Below are 17,620 nucleotides of genomic sequence, written 5' to 3'. Positions count from 1 at the left end.
TCAACCCGTGACGACGGTCCGCCCGGACCACGAGAGCCAGGAGAGCGCGCGCGAGCGTGCGCTCTCCTGGCTCCGTCAGGTGTCCGGAGAACTCTCCACCGCCACGATCAAGCGACTCGAGGACACGCTCCCCTGGTACAGCGAGATGCCGCCGGGGCGCCGCTCCGCCGTGGGCCTCGTCGCCCAGGCCGGCATCACCTCGTTCATCAGCTGGCTCGAGGGCACCGCGTCGACGCCGTGGATCGCCGCGGCCGACGTCTTCGGGTCCGCCCCGCGGGAACTCCTGCGCTCGGTGAGCCTGCAGCAGACCCTGCAGCTCATCCGCGTCGTGGTGACCGTGGTCGAGGAACGCGCCGCCGACGACGAGATGCTGCAGGAGGCGATCCTCAAGTACTCCCGCGACATCGCGTTCGCCGCCGCCGACGTCTACGCCCGCGCGGCCGAGGCCCGTGGCCTGTGGGATGCCCGGCTCGAAGCGCTCGTGGTCGACTCGATCCTCTCCGGCGAGTACGACGACGAACTGCCCTCCCGCATCGCCGCCCTCGGGTGGCACGGCCACGGCGAGGTCGCGGTGCTCGTCGGTACCGCACCGAAGCAGCTCGAGGTCGACCAGGTCCGGCGCACCGCACGGCACATGGACGCCGACGTGCTGGTCGGGGTCCAGGGATCGCGGCTCGTCGTGGTGATCGGCCGCGCAACCCCGCGCGACGACGTCCCCGAGGGCGAGGAGCCTGTCTCCTTCACGACCATCGCGCAGGCCCTCGAACCCCTGTTCGGCGAGGGTCACCTGGTGCTCGGCAACGAGGTCCCCGGGGTCGTCGACGCCTCGACGAGCGCGAAGGCCGCCCTCGCCGGGTTCGCCGTCGCGCGTGCCTGGCGTGGCGTGCCCCGCCCGGCCCTGGCCGACGACCTGCTGCCCGAGCGGGCCCTGGCTGGCGACCCCCTCGCCCGGTCGGCCCTGGTGCAGCGCATCTACGTCCCGCTCAAGGACCAGTCCACCGAGCTCCTGCAGACGCTCTGGTGCTACCTGGACACCGGGCGTTCGCTCGAGGCCACGGCGCGCGAGCTCTTCGTGCACCCGAACACCGTGCGCTACCGCCTGCGCCGGGTCGCCGACATCATCGGCTGGGACGCCACGCACGCCCGTGACGCCCTGATCGTGCAGTCGGCGCTCATCCTCGGCGCGATGTCCGAGTCCGCGACCGGACGCCGCCGCATCACCCCACGGCGGTAGAGAACCAACAATGTCCCGCGGGGATTCGTGTGGGAAGTCCACACGGGCCCCGCGGGACGAGAACGCGAGGATTGTCCGGTGATCGTCGTCGTCGCGCCCGGACAGGGCTCCCAGACCCCCGGCTTCCTCGCCCCCTGGCTCGAGGACGCCACCGTTCGTGAACGAGTCGGGCAGTGGTCGGAGTCGATCGGCGTCGACCTCGCCGAGCACGGCACGAACTCCGACGCGGACACCATCAAGGACACCGCGCTCGCACAGCCCCTCATCGTCGCCGCCGGTCTGGTGACCGCCGACGCACTGCTCGCCGAGGGCCGTCGCGCCCTGGTGGGCGGGGTCGCCGGACACTCGGTGGGCGAGTTCACCGCCGCCGCGGTCGCCGGGATCCTCGAGCCGACCGACGCCGTCGCCCTGGTCGCCGAACGCGGCCGGGCCATGGCCGACGCCGCCGCGCTCGAGCCGACCTCGATGGCCGCCGTCCTCGGTGGCGACGCGGACGCCGTGGCCGCAGCCCTCGCCGAGCACGGCCTGGTGCCCGCGAACCACAACGGTGGCGGCCAGACCGTCGTCGCCGGTGCGGCCGACGCGATCGCGGCCCTCGCCGCCGACCCGCCCGCCAAGGCCCGCGTGATCCCGCTCGCCGTGGCCGGTGCGTTCCACACCCGGTACATGGCCCCCGCCGTAGAGCGGGTCGCCCCGGTCGCGGCCGCCGCCACGGTGCAGGACCCGACCCTGCCGATCTGGACGAACGCCGACGGCTCCCGGGTCGACGACGGCCGCCGCTTCGTCGACCTGATGGTCCAGCAGATCGCGAACCCCGTGCACTGGGACGCGGTCATGGAGTCCTTCTCCACCGCCGGCGTGACCGGCATCATCGAGCTCGCACCCGCCGGTGCCCTCGTCGGCCTGGCGAAGCGCGGCCTCCGCGGCACGCCGACCGTCGCCATCAAGACCCCCGACGACCTGCCTGCAGCGATCGACCTGCTGCAGCGCGCGGGCCAGGAAGCAGACGCAACCGCATGACCGACCCGACCACCCCGACGGACGCCCCCACGGGCCTCCCGACCGGATCCGCGCGCCCGCTGCTCCAGCAGCGCCGCGGCCACGAGTTCACCCGGATCCTGGCGTTCGGCGCCGCCCGCGGCGAGAACGTCGTGCCGAACGACGACCTCGTCGGCCCGATCGACTCGTCCGACGAGTGGATCCGGCAGCGCACCGGCATCATCACCCGCAAGCGCGCGGGCAAGGACGTCGAGGCCGTCGACCTCGCCGAGGCCGCCGCGCGCGAGGCCATCGAGAAGGCCGGCATCGAGCCGTCCCAGATCGGCGTCGTGCTCGTGAGCACCGTCACGCACACCGTCGCCACCCCGTCGATGGCGTCGCTGCTCGCCGAGCGCATCGGGGCCACCCCGGCGGCCGCGTACGACATCAGCGCCGCCTGCGCCGGGTACGCCTACGGCATCGCCCAGGCCGACTCGTTCATCAAGTCCGGACTCGCCGACCACGTGCTGGTCGTCGGCGCCGAGAAGCTCAGCGACGTCGTCGACCCGACCGACCGCTCGATCTCGTTCCTGCTCGGGGACGGTGCCGGCGCCGCCGTGATCGGCCCGAGCGACTTCCCGGGCATCGCCCCCACCATCTGGGGTTCCGACGGCTCGAAGTGGGACGCCATCGGCATGACCGCGACCTACAACGAGTGGGAGGCCGGCGCACCGCGTCCGACCATGCGCCAGGCCGGGCAGACGGTGTTCCGCTGGGCCGTCTGGGAGATGGTCAAGGTCGCCCGCCAGGCGCTCGAGACCGCTGGAGTCCGCCCCGAGGACCTCGCCGCCTTCGTGCCGCACCAGGCGAACATCCGCATCATCGACGAGTTCGCCAAGCAGCTCGGCCTGCCCGAGACGGTGACGATCGCCCGCGACATCACCACCACCGGCAACACCTCCGCCGCGAGCATCCCGCTCGCCACGCACCGCCTGCTCGAGGAGCACCCGGACCTGTCGGGCGGCCTCGCCCTGCAGATCGGCTTCGGCGCCGGACTCGTCTTCGGTGCGCAGGTGGTCGTCCTCCCCTGATCCCCGCCCGGTCGCGCAGCCGCGCGCCCGGTCCCCATCCCGACGAGCCTCCGCGCACCCGGACCCCGCGTGCCCTAGGCTGGTCAACGGTCAAACGACACCCCCCTTCAAGGAGAACACTCATGGCCCTGTCCAACGAAGAAGTCCTCGCCGGTCTGGCCGAGCTGATCAACGACGAGACCGGTATCGCCACCGACACCGTCGCCGCCGACAAGTCCTTCACGGACGACCTCGACATCGACTCCATCTCGATGATGACCATCGTGGTGAACGCCGAGGAGAAGTTCGACGTGAAGATCCCGGACGAAGAGGTCAAGAACCTCAAGACCGTGGGCAACGCGGTCGACTACATCGTCAAGGCCCAGGCCTGACACGAGCTTCCTGAGCGCCGCGGCCCGCGGACCCCTGCGGGCCACGGCGCTCATCTTGTTCACCCCAACGAAAGAACACGTCGTCCCATGACCAAGAAGACCGTCGTCGTCACCGGGATCGGTGCGATCTCACCCCTCGCCGCGACCGCCCCGGACACCTGGGACGCGCTGCTCGCCGGCAAGTCCGGCATCACCCGCATCGAGGACCCCCGCTACGCCGAGCTCGAGCTCCCCGTCGAGTTCGCCGGCCAGGCGCGCCGGTTCCTCACCGACCAGCTCACCCGCCCCGAGTCGAAGCGCCTCGACCCCTCGTCGCAGCTGTCGCTCGTCGCGGCGCGCGAGGCCTGGGCCGACGCCGGCATCGACGACGAGTCGGTCGTCCCCGAGCGCCTGATCGTCGACTGGGCGACCGGCATCGGTGGCGTCAACACGCTGCTCGACGCCTGGGACACCCTGCGCGAGAAGGGCCCGCGTCGCGTCCTGCCGATGACGGTCCCCATGCTCATGGCGAACGGCCCCGCCGCCGCCATCGAGATGGAGTTCGGCGCCCGCGGCGGCGCCCGCACCTACCTGTCGGCCTGCGCGTCCTCGACCGAGTCGCTGGCCGAGGCGTACCGGCACATCGCCGACGGCGACGCCGACATCGTCATCACGGGTGGCGCCGAGGCCGCGCTGCACCCGCTCCCGCTGGCCGCGTTCGCCGCGATGCAGGCCCTGTCGCGCCGCAACGACTCCCCCGAGACCGCCTCGCGTCCGTACGACGTCACGCGTGACGGCTTCGTGCTCGGTGACGGCGCAGCAGCGCTCATCCTCGAGTCGAAGGAGCACGCGGAAGCCCGCGGTGCGACGATCTACGCCGAGGTCGCCGGCTCCGGCATCACCTCCGATGCCTTCCACATCACTGCGCCGGACCCCGAGGGCAGCGCCGCCGCCCGTGCGGTCCTGCAGGCCCTCGAGCACGCCGACGCGAGCATCGAGGACGTCGTGCACGTCAACGCGCACGCCACCTCGACCCCCGTCGGTGACGTCGCCGAGTACCACGCGATGCGTCGGGTCTTCGGCGACCACCTGGACGACGTCGTGGTGTCCGCCACCAAGGCGTCCACGGGGCACCTGCTCGGTGGTGCCGGTGCGATCGAGGCGGTCTTCACCGTCCTCGCACTGCACAACCGCGTCGCCCCGCCGACGATCAACCTGCACGACCAGGACCCGGAGATCGTCATGGATGTCGCCCGCGAGCCGCGTGCGCTGCCCGAGGGCGACCTGCTCGCGGTCAGCAACTCGTTCGGCTTCGGCGGCCACAACGCCGTGGTCGCGTTCCGCAGCGTCTGATCCGTCACACCCTCTGCCAGGAGGCCCGTCCCGCGTCGTCGGGGCGGGCTTCCGTCGTTCCGGTGCCGGTTCGGAGTCCCGCCAAAACGCCGTCGTGTCGCTGAGGCGCCCCGGGAACGACGAGACGCCGCCGTGTTCGGCGGCGTCTCGAGTCTTCGGCGGTGTCAGGACAACACGCCGGCGTGTTGCGCACCCGACGCCGACATCCGGCCCACCCGAGACGCCGGCGTGTTGCGAGTCGGGTCAGCCGACGCGGTGCAGCCAGACGACCGGGTTGCCCTCGGCCGCGTGGCGGAAGGGCTCGAGCTCGTCGTCCCAGGCCTGCCCGAGGGCGAGTCGGAGCTCACGGTGCAGTTCGAGGGCATTGCTGCCCGCGACCTCCATCGCGTAGCGCACCCGGTCCTCGGGGATGACCATGTTGCCCGTGACGTCGGTCTGGGCGTAGAACACACCGAGGTCGGGCGTGTGCATCCAGCGGCCGCCGTCCGAGGCGCTCGTCGGCTCCTCGGTGACCTCGTACCGCAGGTGCTCCCACCCGCGCAGGGCCGACGCGATCGCGGCACCGGCGCCCACCGCACCGGTCCACGTGTACTCGGTCCGGCGCGCACCGTCCTGTGCGGGCTGGTCGAGCCACGAGAAGTTCACGGCGCGGTTCATCGCGCGACCTGCTGCCCATTCGACGTGCGGGCAGAGCGCGCGGGGTGAGGAGTGCACGTAGAGCACTCCTGTCGTCGTTCCGTTCACGGTTCCTCCGATACGTCAGGTGCGACTTCCCCATCGACCTGGTGCGGAGGATCCTGACCCGAGGGGCCACGGAACCATCGGTATGCGATTGTGATGTCCCGACGGGACACGCCCATTATGCAGCGCCACGCCTGGGAACGGCAAGGACCCGACCGGATCAGTGCAGAACGGCACAGTTCGCGTCGACCGGGTGCCGCTCCCCCGCCGTGATCGGCACCGGGACGCGGTTGTCCTCCGGTGGGATCGGGCAGGCGTACTGGTACGAGAACGCGCACGGCGGCAGTACCAGCCGGTTCCAGTCGAGCTCGATCGTGGCCTCGGCGCCGGGGTCGTCGAGGTACAGGAACCGACCCATCGAGTAGGTGCTGCCCGGGTCGTCCTCGGGCAGGGCGCTCGTGGCGTCCTGCACGATGAGCTGCAGCCGGGCGGCTCCGCGGTGGGCAGCCGACCGGACGGCGACGAAGCGCACCGCGGCACCACCCACGACGGTCTCGACGTGTCCGGCGACCGGCAGGGCGTCGCCGGCGGCGTCACGGACGCTGCCACGGGCCTCCAGGGCGTCCCCGACCAGCGGGACGTACGTGCCGGACGTCACCCAGTCGCCAGACCAGGCGAAGCGGGCGATCTGGGCGAAGCGGGCGATCGCCTCGGACGACGGGTCCCAGACGCGCAGGGTGTCGCCACTGACGGTGCCGGCGAAGCCGTCCGGCAGCGCGACGGTCGACGGCACGACGGCGGTGTCCCCGGCCACCAGGACCGTGCCGTCGACCGGGACGCCGTCGACGACGACGCCGTCGGATGCCTCGGCCGTCACGGTGAGTCCGCCGACGGCCGGGGCCCACGTCCCGGGGACCGGCCAGACCGGCTGCGGGTGGTCGACGTGCTGGGCGTTCACCAGGGCGAGCGGCCCACGGGCACTGCGCGCCCAGCGGTCACGATCGTGGACGTGCTCGGCGAAGGCGGCGACGAGCGCGTCGTCGGCAGCGCCGGTGCCGCTCGTCACGCCTGCTCCTGGCGGGGGTAGATGACCTTCTGCACGATGATGATGACCGACGCCGCGACGGGCAGCGCCACGAGCGCGCCGAGCACGCCGCCGATCGTGCCGCCCGCGACCGCCGCGATGACCACGAGGGCGCCGGGCACCTGGACCGCCCGCGACATGATGCGCGGGGAGATCAGGTAGGCCTCGACCTGCATGTAGACCAGGTAGTAGATGCCCGAGAACAGGGCGGTGGCCGGCGACGCGAAGAAGCAGAGCAGCGAGATCACGATGGCGGCGGCCAGCGTGCCGACCAGCGGGATCAGCGAGCCGAGGAACGCGATGAACGCGAGCAGCACGGGCAGCGGTGCACCGATGATGAGCAGGAAGATGAAGCTCAGGATGCCGTTGATGAGCGCCTGCGACACCTGCCCGACGACGTACCGGCCGACCGCCTGCGTGATCTGCTCGCTCACGTCGATGAAGTTCTGGCGACGCGACGCCGGGACGAACCGGTAGGCCGCGCGCTTCATGCCCCGCATCGACGCGAGGAAGTAGAGCATCAGGATGATGACGATGAGCGCCCCGGTGACCCCGGACAGGATCCCGCTGCCGACCGCCAGGATCCCGCCGCCGACGCTGAGCAGGTTGCCCGGCTTCTCGACGAAGGACTGCAGCGACTGCAGCGCGTGGTCGATGTCGAACGACCCGGCGAACTGCTTCGACAGGTCCTGCACCCACGGCTGCTGCGAGATGTCCTGCACGATCTCGGGGAAGTTCTGGACCAGGTTCGAGGTCTGCTCCACCAGGATCGGGACGACGGCGAAGACGATGCCGGCGAAGGCCCCGAGGACGACCACCACGACGATCGTGATCGCGGACCAGCGCGGGATGATCCGCTCGAGGAACGACACGAGGGGGTCGATGCCGAGCGCCAGGAACAGCGCGACCCCGATGTAGACCAGGACCGTGCTCAGCTCGTTGATGATCGACCCGGCGAGCAGCGCGACGAGCACCCCGATGGCGCCCATGAACCCGATGCGGAAGGCGTTCACGCGCACGCCGGTACCGCCACGGGTCACCTCGAAGGTGACGTTCGGTGTCGGTGCGTGGTCGTCCTGCGACGTGTCGCGCTTCCTTGGCATGTGCACGTAGGGCGGGCGGGACTCGAACCCGCGGATCGTTCGGTTATGAGCCGACTGCCTTGACCAGCTTGGCTACCGCCCCTCGCCGGAGACCCTCAGGCCACCGGCTCACCACGATACAGCGACTCGAACGTCGACAGCGTGCGGTTGATGTCGTGTGCCTCGATCATGGCCAGGCTGCGTTCCCGCATCGCCACGTACTCCGACTCGGGCGCGGTGAGCACCGTCGTGAGCTTCGCCGCCAGGTCGTCCACGTCGCCCGGGGTGAACAGGTACCCGTTGCCGTCGATCAGGTGCGGCAGCGCCATCGAGTCGGCGGCGACGACGGGCAGGCCCGAGGCCATCCCCTCGAGCGACGAGATGCTCTGCAGTTCCGCCGTGGACGGCATCGCGAACACCGTCGCGTTGGTCAGGGCCTCCTGCTTGCGCTCGTCGGAGACGAAGCCCAGGAACCGCACGCGGTCCTCGAGCCCGAGCTCCTTCGCCAGCGCGGTGAGCTTCGGGATCATCTCGCCGTCGCCGACGATCGTCAGCGTCGCGGACAGTTCGGCGGGCAGCAGCGCCACCGCGCGGACCAGCACGTCGAGGTTCTTCTCGGGCGCCACACGACCCACGAACACGATGTCGTTGTTGACCGGGCGTCCCTCGCGCGCCACGTACCGGGACGCGTCGATGCCGCACGAGATCGCGAGGACCTGCTGTCCGGCGATCGCCTTCCGCAGGTAGTCGGCGGCCAGGTTCGTCGGTGTGGTGATGGTGTCGGCCAGTCGGTAGGTCTTGGCGGCGTCGCTCCACGCGATCTTCAGCGCGAGGGGCAGCGTCCACTTGCCGAACGGCGTGTACTCGAGCAGGTTCTCGGGCATGAAGTGGTTCGTCGCGATGACCCGGATGCCGCGGTCGTTCGCCTCGTGCACGATGCCGCGACCGATGACCACGTGCGACTGGATGTGCAGCACGTCGGGCTTGACCGCGTCGAGGATCGGACCGGTCCACTTCCGGACGCTCCACGGCCACACGAAGCGCAGCCACGGGTGCAGCGGCCACTTGTACGACTTCAGCCGGTGCACGACGAGCGTGACGCCGTGGTGCTCCTCGTCGAAGGTGCCGTACTGGCGGCTCGAAGCCGGGGCCACGACGTGCACCTCGTGCCCGCGCTCGGCGAGACCGACGGCGAGCTGCTCGGCGAAGGTGGCGGCGCCGTTGACGTCGGGGGCGAAGGTGTCCGCTGCGATCAGCACGCGCAACGGTCGGTGACCGCCCGTCGCACCCGTCGGTCCGGCGGTGGCGGTGGTGGCGTCTCCTGACACGGCTGAGTTCGTCCTCTCGTGGGCGATGGCTGGTCGGCAGTGACGCTATCGCACCAGGATCGACGGTCGCGTCAGCCGCGCGGATGAGGGCGGCGACCACCGGGCGCGCGGCATCAGGCCCGGGTCTGCGGGTGGTGCTTGGCGAGCAGGAACACCCCGGTGATGGCGATGCCCGCGGCGACCACGAACCCCGCCACCGCGAACCACGGCGCCCCCGAGGCCTCGCCGAGCACGATGACGCCGATGCCGACCGCGACGATCGGGTCGATCACCGTCAGCCCCGCGATCACGAGGTCGGCCGATCCGCTCGAGTACGCGTTCTGCACGAAGTACCCGCCGAGCGACGCCGCCACGATCACGCCGGCGATGGCGAGCACGGTCAGCCAGTCGAAGGTGCCGTTCACGAACCGGTTGAGGACGACCTTGGCCAGTGTCGCCACGAACCCGTAGAGCACCCCGGCCCCGACGATGTAGTAGAGCGCACTGCGGTGCTTGGCCACCAGCCGGAACGACACCAGCACGAGCACCAGCACGACGGCCAGGATCACCAGCACGGTGACGAGCTGCTGGCGGGTGATCGCGCTCTCGTGGCCGACGAACGCCGCGATGCCGACGAAGATGCCGACGCCGATGATGCACGTCCACACGGCCCGTCGCGCACGACGACCGAGCGGGACGCCCGACGACCGCGACGAGAACCACGTCGTGATGACCAGGGCGACGGCGCCCAGCGGCTGCACGACGATCAGGGGGGCGAACGTGATGCTGATGAGCTGGAGCACCACCGCGATGCCGAGCATGAGCGTGCCGAGCACCCAGTAGCCGCTCGAGACGAGCCCGACGACGTGCCGGACGCTCAGCCCCTTCGACTGCCGACCGAGACGTGCCTCGACCCGCTGCACCCCGCGGCTCTGGAACTGCGCCCCGAGCGACAGGAAGACCGCGCCGATCAGGGCCACCGGGATCATCAGCGCCTGGAACGGCGTGAGGTTGCTCACGGCGTCCGGCAGCTGGAGGTCCGTCGTCACGCGTCGAGGCTACCGTCCCCCGCCGGATAACCTGGGTGAATGGCCGTTCTCCCGATCCGCATCACCGGCGAACCCGTCCTGCACGAGCGTGCAGCCGAGGTCACCGCGTTCGATGACGACCTCCGCACCCTCGTCGCCGACATGCTCGAGACCATGGACCTGGCCCCCGGCGTCGGCCTGGCCGGACCGCAGGTGGGCGTCGGCAAGCGCCTGTTCGTGTACTCCTACACCGATGACGACGACGTCCTGCACCGGGGCGCCGCCGTCAACCCGGTCCTGTGGATCACGCCCCCGGTCCCCGAGTCCGTCGAGGAGCTCGACGAGGACGAGGAGTCCGAGGGCTGCCTCTCGATCCCGGGCGAGCGGTTCCCACTCCGCCGCTCCGAGAGCGCCCTGCTGCGGGCCTTCGACGAGCACGGCACCCCGTTCGAGGTCGAGGCGCACGGCTGGCTGGCCCGGATCTTCCAGCACGAGTACGACCACCTGGACGGCTGGCTCTACGCCGACCGCCTGGTGCACCCCTACGGCAAGCAGGTCGCCAAGGCGATCCGCAAGAGCAGCTGGGGCGGACCCGGCCAGTCCTGGTTGCCGGGACGCGACCACCCCGAGGGCTGACGCCCGTCCTGCCGCCGTCGGCCCGTCGCCGGTGCGGCGTTCGGTCTGGAGGCCCGGCTCAGCCCCGGTAGGCCGCCAGTGCGTCCCGCAGGTGGTCGGTCTCCGGGTGTCCGGGGCAGTACCGCAGGAGGCCTGCGGCCACGTGCGCACCGCGCTCGTCGGCGACCGCCGACGTCCACGGGTCCGAGCCGCGCACCGCGCAGGCGCTCGCGAGCTCGACCAGGGTCGCGTCGCCACGCGCCGCCGTCACCGCGGCCTGCTGCTGACTCGACGGCACCGAGCCGGTCAGGCGCTTCGCCGAGCAGTCGGCACGCTCGGCATCCCACACCGCCGAGTAGGTCGTGTAGGTCTCGCTGTCCGATCCGCCGCGGTCGCAGACGAACGCGAAGACCACCGGCGACGCGCCCGAGCCCAGCCCGGTGTCCGAGCTCGTCGGGTCCTCGGAGGCATCGGTGTCCGGGCCGACGCTGCTGCAGCCGGTGAGCACCGCCGTCGCGGCGACGACCACGCCCAGGAGCGCGAGTCGAGGCGAACGGGAACGGGAACGGTGCACCTGTGAACGCTAACAGCATCGACCGGGCACGAGCCGCGCGAACGCTGCGGATCCGGTGCGCAGGTGCAGTTCGGCAGCGGGAACGCAAAAGGTCCCCATCCGGAAGGATGAGGACCTGTCGCTCCCCGAGTTGGACTCGAACCAACAACCTGCCGGTTAACAGCCGGCTGCTCTGCCAATTGAGCTATCGAGGATCACTGTCCGCTGGCGAATGACGTGCGAACAACGGGTAACAGCATAGCAGGACCCTGGCGCCCTCCACCGCATCGGACACGCCGCCCGGGCGCGCCGCGCGGCGGAGCCCCCGGGTCAGTACCCGGCGACCGGGTCGACGACGCCGACGAAGCCCTCGCCGTCGCCCCCGAGGAACGCCGTGGCGTTCAATCGGACGCGCTCGGCCAGCAGGGGCGCGACCATGTCCGGGGTGTCGGCCTGGTGCGGGGTGATGACGGCTCCGGGCTCGGACCACAGCGGGTGCCCGTCGGGCAGCGGTTCGGGGTCGGTGACGTCGAGGCCGGCCGCGGCGATCTCCCCGGCGCGCAGCGCGGCGACCAGGGCGTCGGTGTCGACGAGTCCACCGCGCGCGATGTTCACGAGCCGGGCGGAGGGCTTCATGATCCGGAACTGCCGCTCGCCGAAGAGCTTCGCGGTGCCCGAGGTCATCGCCGCCGCGATCATCACGACGTCGGCGTCGGGCAGGACCTGGTCGAGCTCGTCGGTGGTGACGGTCCGCGCGGCTCCCGGGACGGGGTCGGGCGAGCGGCGCACGACGGTGACGTCGACGTCGAACGGCGCGAGCAGCCGGAGGTACTCGAGCGCGATCCCGCCGGCACCGATCACGACGACGTTCCGCCCGTACAGCGAGACCCCCTCGGGCTCGGTCGCCCACGACGACGCACGAGCGCGCTTCTGCAGGACCCGGAGCGTGCCGAGGGTCAACGCCAGCGCGTGCTCGGCGACCGGCTCCGCGTAGGCACCCTTGGCCGAGGTGAACAGCACGCGGTCGCCGTGCTCTTGGATCAGGTGTGCGAAGGCGTCGACACCGGCGAACGGCAGCTGCACCCAGCCCACCCCGGGTGCGGACGACAGGGCGTCGGCGAGACCGGACGGGTCGCGGGGGTCGAGCCAGACGACCCCGCGGGTGTCGGCGTCGAGCGGCGCGACGGTGCCCCCGGCGTCGGTCACGGCGTCCACGTGCAGGTCCGTCGGCTCCGGAAGCACGGCGACGGGCCCGGGCTGCGGGGCCTCGATCGGCAGCGGTGCACCCGACGTGGGGACGACGGCGCGGTGACCCCGTGGGCCCTGGTTCGTGGTGCTCACGCGTTCTCCTGACGGTCGGTGCGCGGGCCAGTGCCGGCGGCGAGCGGACGGCGCGGCGCCGACGAACGGCGAGACGTGCTCGGTGCCGGACGACGCTTCACCCCGCGGGCCGCGGTCGAGGCGAGGGTCTTCACGTACGGGTCGACGGGGTTGTCGAGGACCTCGTCGAAGGTGCCGAGCCCGACGAGCCGGGCATCGGCCATCACGGCGACGCGGTCGGCGAGGGCGCGGGCCTCGCGCAGGTCGCTGGACACGACGACGGCCGAGAACTGCCGGCCGCGCTGCAGCGTCGCCAGGGCCTCGAGCACGGACTGCCGCACGAGCACGTCGACGCCGCGTGCCGGTTCGTCCGCGACCAGCAACTGGGGTTCGAGCACGAGCGCCTTCGCCAGGGCGACACGCTGGCGCTGCCCGCTCGAGAGCTCCCACGTGTTCAGGCGCATCGCCCCGAGCGGCAGGTGCACCGCGTCGAGCAGCCGGGCCACGATGAGCCCGGCCTCGCGCCGGTCGAACCGGCGGTCGCGTGCGTAGATCGGTTCGGCGACGGCCTCGCCCACGGTCAGGTCCGGGCTGAGCCGGTCGGCGCCGTCCTGCGGCAGGTAGCCGATCCGGCCGCTCAGCCGTTCGAGCTTGCGCGACGACGGGCGGAGGCCCCGGGTCTTCTGGCCGAGCACGGTCAACTCGCCGCCGACGATGTGCCGACGGAGGGCCCCCTCGCCCTCGCCGTGGGATCCGAGCTGGCCGGCGATGGCGGCGGCGAAGGTCGACTTGCCCGAGCCCGACTCACCGAGCAGGGCGAGGATCTCCCCCTGCCGGACCGTCAGGCTCACGCCGTCTACGGCCCGGATGGACTCGCCCCCGCGTCCGCCCCGGTACTCGATCGACACGTCGTCCGCGACGACCGCCGGTCCGTTGACCGCGATCATGGGTCCCCTTCCACGCCGCCCCCTGGCGGCGGTTCGCGACGGACCGCCCTGGCAGGTCCGTCGTGCGTACAGCAGTGGAGCCGACCACCCTGGAGGCCCGGCGTGCGTCGACGACGCTGGCCGGGCCTCCAGGGTGGGTCACGTCGTGTCAGGACCCGGCGTGCTCCAGTCGCTCCAGCGTACGCCGTCGCTCCGCCTGCTCCGCTGGGTCCGGCACCGGCAACGACGCGAGGAGCCGCTGCGTGTAGGGGTGCTGCGGCGCGCCGAGGACCTGCGCCGTCGTGCCCGTCTCGACCAGGTCACCGCGGTACAGCACCGCGATCCGGTCGGACAGCGCGCCGACGACCGCGAGGTCGTGGCTGATGAACAGCGAGGCGAAGCCGAGGTCCTGCTGGAGCTCGAGGAAGAGCTCGAGCACGCGCGCCTGCACGGACACGTCGAGCGCGCTCGTCGGCTCGTCGGCGATGAGCAGCTTCGGCCGGAGCGCGAGCGACCGGGCGAGCGACGCGCGCTGGCGCTGCCCACCGGAGAGCTCGTGCGGGTAGCGGTCGCCGTACGCGGCCGGCAGCTGCACGGCCTCGAGCAGCTCGTCCACCCGCTTGCGCGCGGCACGCGGACTCGAGACCTCCCGGTGCACGACCAGCGGCTCGGCGACGCACTCGGCGATCGTCAGCAGCGGGTTGAACGAGGTCGCCGGGTCCTGGAACACGAACCCGATGTCCTTCCGCAGGTGCTTGAAGTCGCGTTCGCGGTACCCGAGCATCTCGGCGCCGAGGACCTTGAGCGAGCCGCCGGTGACCTTCGTCAGGCCCGCCATGGCCCGGCCGATGGTGGTCTTGCCGGAGCCGGACTCCCCCACCAGGCCGAGGACCTCGCCCGGACGGATCGCCAGGTCGACACCCTTGACCGCCTTGAACGCCGGCGAGCCGAGCCGCCCGGGGTACTCGATCTCGAGCCCCTTCGCCTCGACCAGCGGGGTGACGTCCTCGGCGATCGCGGCGCGCCGGGCCACCCCGGTGGACGCCTCGAGCCGGGCCACCCCGGTGGACGCCTCGAGCCGGGGCACCGCCGCGAGCAGCCGCTTGGTGTAGTCGGCCTGCGGCGTCGCGAACAGCGCCGACGCCGTGGCCTCTTCGACGATCTCGCCCTGGTACATCACGGCGACGCGGTCGGCCAGGTCCGCGACCACGCCCATGTTGTGCGTGATGACGACGATCGCGGTGCCGAACTCGTCACGGCAGCGACGCAGCAGGTCGAGGATCTCGGCCTGCACCGTCACGTCGAGCGCCGTAGTCGGTTCGTCCGCGATGATGACCCTCGGCTCGAGGGCCAGTGCGCTCGCGATGACCACGCGCTGCTTCTGCCCGCCGGAGAACTGGTGCGGGTAGTGGTCGACGCGGGTCTCGGGGTCGGGGATGCCGACGCGACCGAGGTAGTCGATGGCCTTCGCCCGAGCTTCCTTCTTCGACACGCCGCCGTGGGCGCGGAGTCCCTCGGCGATCTGCCACCCGACGGTGAAGACCGGGTTGAGGGCGGTCGACGGTTCCTGGAACACCATCGCCCCGGCGGTTCCGCGCAGGCTGCGGAGCTTCTGCGCGCCGACGCTCACCACGTCGGTGCCGTCGAGCAGCACCGCGCCGCCGAGCGTCGCCGTCTCCGGCATGAGCCGCAGCATGCTGCGCGCCGTGACGGACTTGCCGGAGCCGGACTCGCCGACCAGGGCGAGCACCTCGCCGGGGCGGACGTCGAGGCTGACGCCCTTGACCGCGTCGACGGCGCCGCCGTCGGTCGCGAACGTGACGGTCAGGTCGTCCACGACGACGACGGGTTCGGTGGTGGTGTCGCCCGGTTGCAGGCGGGTGGTCGGGGTCATGCGCCCGTCCCTTCCGTGTCGTTCCCGGCGGTGCGCGGTGCCTCGGGGTCGCGCCTGTCGCGCGTGGACACGAGCTGCTTCAGGCGTCGGCGTGCACGCAGGCGGGGGTCGGAGATGTCGTTCAGGCTCTCGCCGATGAAGGTCACGCCGAGCACGAGCACCACGATCGCGACACCCGGGTAGACACCGGTCCACCAGACACCGCTCGCGACGTCGGAGAGCGCGCGGCTCAGGTCGTAGCCCCACTCGGCGCCCGACGTCGGGCCGATGCCGAACCCGAGGAAGCCGAGGCCGGCCAGGGTCAGGATCGCGTCGCTCGCGTTGAGCGTCAGGATGAGCGGCAGGGAACGGGTCGAGTTCCGCAGGACGTGCCGCGTCATGATGCGCCACGGGTTCGTGCCCATCACGCGCGCCGACTCGACGAACGCGTCGTTCTTCAGCCGGACGGCCTCGGCCCGGACCACGCGGAAGTACTGCGGCACGTACACGACGGTGATCGAGATCGCCGCCGCGATGATGCCGCCCGAGTAGCTCGAGTTGCCGCCGGAGATGACGATGGACACGATGATCGCGAGCAGCAGCGACGGGAACGCGTAGATGGCGTCGGCCACGACCACCAGGACGCGGTCGAGCCAGCCGCCCAGGTACCCGGAGACCATGCCGAGCAGGACGCCCACGATGATCGAGACGATCACGGCGACGATGACGACGAGCACGGCCGTGCGGGCGCCGTAGAGCACGCGGCTGAACACGTCGAAGCCGCCGACCGTGGTTCCCCAGATGTGCTCGGCACTCGGTTCGCCGGTGCGCGGGAAGCTCTGCCCGTCCGCGCCCTGCAGCTGACCGAAGCCGTACGGGGCGAGGAGCGGTGCGAAGACCGCGACGAGCAGGTAGAGGGCGCAGATGACCACGCCGACGATGAGCATGGCGCGCTGCCAGCCGGTGCTCCGGCGGAGCTGGACCACCACGGGCAGCCGCTTCCAGAGCGGCTCGTGGCGGTCGACGAGGGTGGTGTCGACCATCGTCAGAACCTCACTCTCGGGTCGATCAGGGCGGCGACCACGTCGACGATGAAGTTGGTCACCGCGACGATCACCGCCAGCATCGCGACGATGCCCTGCACCGCGACGAAGTCACGGGCCGACAGGTACTGGTTGAGCTCGAAGCCCAGGCCGCGCCACCCGAAGGTCGTCTCGGTGAGCACCGAGCCACCCAGGAGCATCGCGATCTGCAGCCCCATCACGGTGATGATCGGCACGAGGGCCGGACGGAACGCGTGGGTGCGGACGAGCCGCGACTCGCGCACGCCGCGGGACCGGGCGGCGTCGACGTACTCCGAGCCGAGCGACCCGATCATGTTCGCGCGCACCAGGCGCAGGAAGATGCCCGCCGTCAGCAGACCGAGCGTCAGCGCCGGCAGGACGGCGTGCTGCAGCACGTCGCCGATGACCGCGGCGTTGCCGGTGCGGAGCGCGTCGATGATGTAGACGCCGCTCGCGCCCGGGATGCCGTCGAGGATGAGCGACACCCGGGTCGAGGCACGGTCGCCGAGGGGCAGCCAGCCGAGCCACACCGAGAAGACGAGCTTGAGCAGCAGACCACCGAAGAACACCGGCGTGGCGTAGGTCAGGATCGCGAGCGCACGGAGCAGCACGTCCGGCCACTTGTCGCGCGTGTACGCGGCGAGCATGCCGAGCGGGATGCCGAGCACGAGCGCGACGATGAGCGCGTAGAAGACGAGCTCCGCGGTCGCGCCGCCGTACGTGACGATGATGTCGGTGATCGGACGGTTGTCCGTCGACGAGGTGCCGAAGTCACCGCGCAGGATGTTGCCGAGGTACTCGAAGTACTGCACGAGAACCGGCCGGTCGTACCCGGCGGCGTGCAGGCGTTCCTGCAGCTGGCTCGGCGTGAGACGACCGCCGACCGATGCGGTGATCGGGTTCCCGATGACGCGCATCAGGAAGAACACGAGCGTCACCAGGATGAAGACGGTCGGGATGATGAGGAGGAACCTGACGAGGATGTACCGGCCGAGTCCGCCGCCACTGTTCTTGGCACTGCGTTGTGCCTGTGGCTTGGTGGGATCGGTGCCGTTCACGTCCTGCGTCGCCTCGGGAGTGC

17 protein-coding genes and 2 tRNA genes are annotated in these 17,620 nt (G+C 71.4%); 6 read left to right on the top strand and 13 right to left on the bottom strand.

The genetic code is table 11. The annotated features are described in order from the left end of the window. Window positions 1–7: 7 nt before the first annotated feature. From ORG17_RS07380 to ORG17_RS07360, 5 genes are all read left to right on the top strand, one after another. Window positions 8–1,234, top strand: a complete 1,227-nt coding sequence (locus tag ORG17_RS07380; protein ID WP_027465341.1) for a PucR family transcriptional regulator — start codon at window positions 8–10, stop codon at window positions 1,232–1,234. A gap of 78 nt (window positions 1,235–1,312) precedes the next feature. Further along, window positions 1,313–2,254 (top strand): ACP S-malonyltransferase, encoded by a 942-nt coding sequence (locus ORG17_RS07375; RefSeq protein ID WP_111039661.1) that lies wholly within the window; start codon window positions 1,313–1,315, stop codon window positions 2,252–2,254. Next, entirely contained in the window at window positions 2,251–3,303 is a 1,053-nt protein-coding gene (locus ORG17_RS07370) for a beta-ketoacyl-ACP synthase III (RefSeq protein WP_071405345.1), read from the top strand. Before ORG17_RS07375 ends, ORG17_RS07370 begins: the two co-directional genes overlap by 4 nt. A gap of 122 nt (window positions 3,304–3,425) precedes the next feature. Then, window positions 3,426–3,674: an acyl carrier protein gene (locus tag ORG17_RS07365; RefSeq protein ID WP_017886710.1), complete on the top strand. Its 249-nt coding sequence runs from the start codon at window positions 3,426–3,428 to the stop codon at window positions 3,672–3,674. A gap of 87 nt (window positions 3,675–3,761) precedes the next feature. Beyond that, complete coding sequence (locus tag ORG17_RS07360; protein ID WP_027465338.1) at window positions 3,762–5,006, top strand: beta-ketoacyl-[acyl-carrier-protein] synthase family protein; 1,245 nt, start codon at window positions 3,762–3,764, stop codon at window positions 5,004–5,006. Between the two features lie 243 nt (window positions 5,007–5,249). Here the strand turns inward: ORG17_RS07360 and ORG17_RS07355 are convergent, their stop codons facing one another. From ORG17_RS07355 to ORG17_RS07330, 6 genes are all read right to left on the bottom strand, one after another. Beyond that, the gene (locus ORG17_RS07355) at window positions 5,250–5,750 is read right to left on the bottom strand and encodes a DUF3145 domain-containing protein (RefSeq protein WP_027465337.1); all 501 of its coding nucleotides are present in this window, start codon (window positions 5,748–5,750) and stop codon (window positions 5,250–5,252) included. A gap of 157 nt (window positions 5,751–5,907) precedes the next feature. Beyond that, window positions 5,908–6,753, bottom strand: a complete 846-nt coding sequence (locus tag ORG17_RS18310) for a DUF1684 domain-containing protein (protein WP_214527821.1) — start codon at window positions 6,751–6,753, stop codon at window positions 5,908–5,910. Next, window positions 6,750–7,874, bottom strand: a complete 1,125-nt coding sequence (locus tag ORG17_RS07345; protein ID WP_173033412.1) for an AI-2E family transporter — start codon at window positions 7,872–7,874, stop codon at window positions 6,750–6,752. The genes ORG17_RS18310 and ORG17_RS07345 overlap by 4 nt, the downstream gene beginning before the upstream one ends. A 7-nt stretch (window positions 7,875–7,881) precedes the next feature. Next, a tRNA-Ile gene (locus ORG17_RS07340) sits at window positions 7,882–7,956 on the bottom strand. Window positions 7,957–7,969: 13 nt separating this feature from the next. Then, window positions 7,970–9,181 (bottom strand): glycosyltransferase, encoded by a 1,212-nt coding sequence (locus ORG17_RS07335; RefSeq protein WP_027465335.1) that lies wholly within the window; start codon window positions 9,179–9,181, stop codon window positions 7,970–7,972. 113 nt (window positions 9,182–9,294) lie between these two features. Beyond that, window positions 9,295–10,209, bottom strand: coding sequence for a DMT family transporter (locus ORG17_RS07330; protein WP_181440182.1), 915 nt, complete (start codon window positions 10,207–10,209; stop codon window positions 9,295–9,297). A 39-nt stretch (window positions 10,210–10,248) separates the two neighbouring features. On the opposite strand from ORG17_RS07330, the gene def reads away from it, so the two are divergent. Continuing rightward, complete coding sequence (gene def / locus ORG17_RS07325; protein ID WP_071248054.1) at window positions 10,249–10,824, top strand: peptide deformylase; 576 nt, start codon at window positions 10,249–10,251, stop codon at window positions 10,822–10,824. 58 nt (window positions 10,825–10,882) lie between these two features. On the opposite strand, the gene ORG17_RS07320 is transcribed toward def, so the two are convergent. From ORG17_RS07320 to ORG17_RS07290, 7 genes are all read right to left on the bottom strand, one after another. Then, complete coding sequence (locus ORG17_RS07320) at window positions 10,883–11,377, bottom strand: hypothetical protein (protein WP_214527822.1); 495 nt, start codon at window positions 11,375–11,377, stop codon at window positions 10,883–10,885. 121 nt (window positions 11,378–11,498) lie between these two features. Beyond that, window positions 11,499–11,571 (bottom strand) — tRNA-Asn (locus ORG17_RS07315). 115 nt (window positions 11,572–11,686) lie between these two features. Beyond that, complete coding sequence (locus tag ORG17_RS07310; RefSeq protein ID WP_301565240.1) at window positions 11,687–12,697, bottom strand: D-isomer specific 2-hydroxyacid dehydrogenase family protein; 1,011 nt, start codon at window positions 12,695–12,697, stop codon at window positions 11,687–11,689. Continuing rightward, window positions 12,694–13,623 (bottom strand): ATP-binding cassette domain-containing protein, encoded by a 930-nt coding sequence (locus ORG17_RS07305; protein ID WP_110862089.1) that lies wholly within the window; start codon window positions 13,621–13,623, stop codon window positions 12,694–12,696. The genes ORG17_RS07310 and ORG17_RS07305 overlap by 4 nt, the downstream gene beginning before the upstream one ends. Window positions 13,624–13,771: 148 nt before the next feature. Next, entirely contained in the window at window positions 13,772–15,496 is a 1,725-nt protein-coding gene (locus ORG17_RS07300) for an ABC transporter ATP-binding protein (RefSeq protein ID WP_214527823.1), read from the bottom strand. Beyond that, window positions 15,493–16,518, bottom strand: a complete 1,026-nt coding sequence (locus ORG17_RS07295) for an ABC transporter permease (protein WP_176708626.1) — start codon at window positions 16,516–16,518, stop codon at window positions 15,493–15,495. Before ORG17_RS07295 ends, ORG17_RS07300 begins: the two co-directional genes overlap by 4 nt. 2 nt (window positions 16,519–16,520) lie before the next feature. Beyond that, the gene (locus ORG17_RS07290; protein WP_214527827.1) at window positions 16,521–17,597 is read right to left on the bottom strand and encodes an ABC transporter permease; all 1,077 of its coding nucleotides are present in this window, start codon (window positions 17,595–17,597) and stop codon (window positions 16,521–16,523) included. Window positions 17,598–17,620: the final 23 nt, after the last annotated feature.

Source organism: Curtobacterium flaccumfaciens pv. betae, from assembly GCF_026241855.1.
Lineage (GTDB): Bacteria > Actinomycetota > Actinomycetes > Actinomycetales > Microbacteriaceae > Curtobacterium > Curtobacterium flaccumfaciens.
The sequence above is the reverse complement of the archived record's forward strand: the minus strand, read 5'-3'. Positions and strand labels throughout refer to the sequence as shown.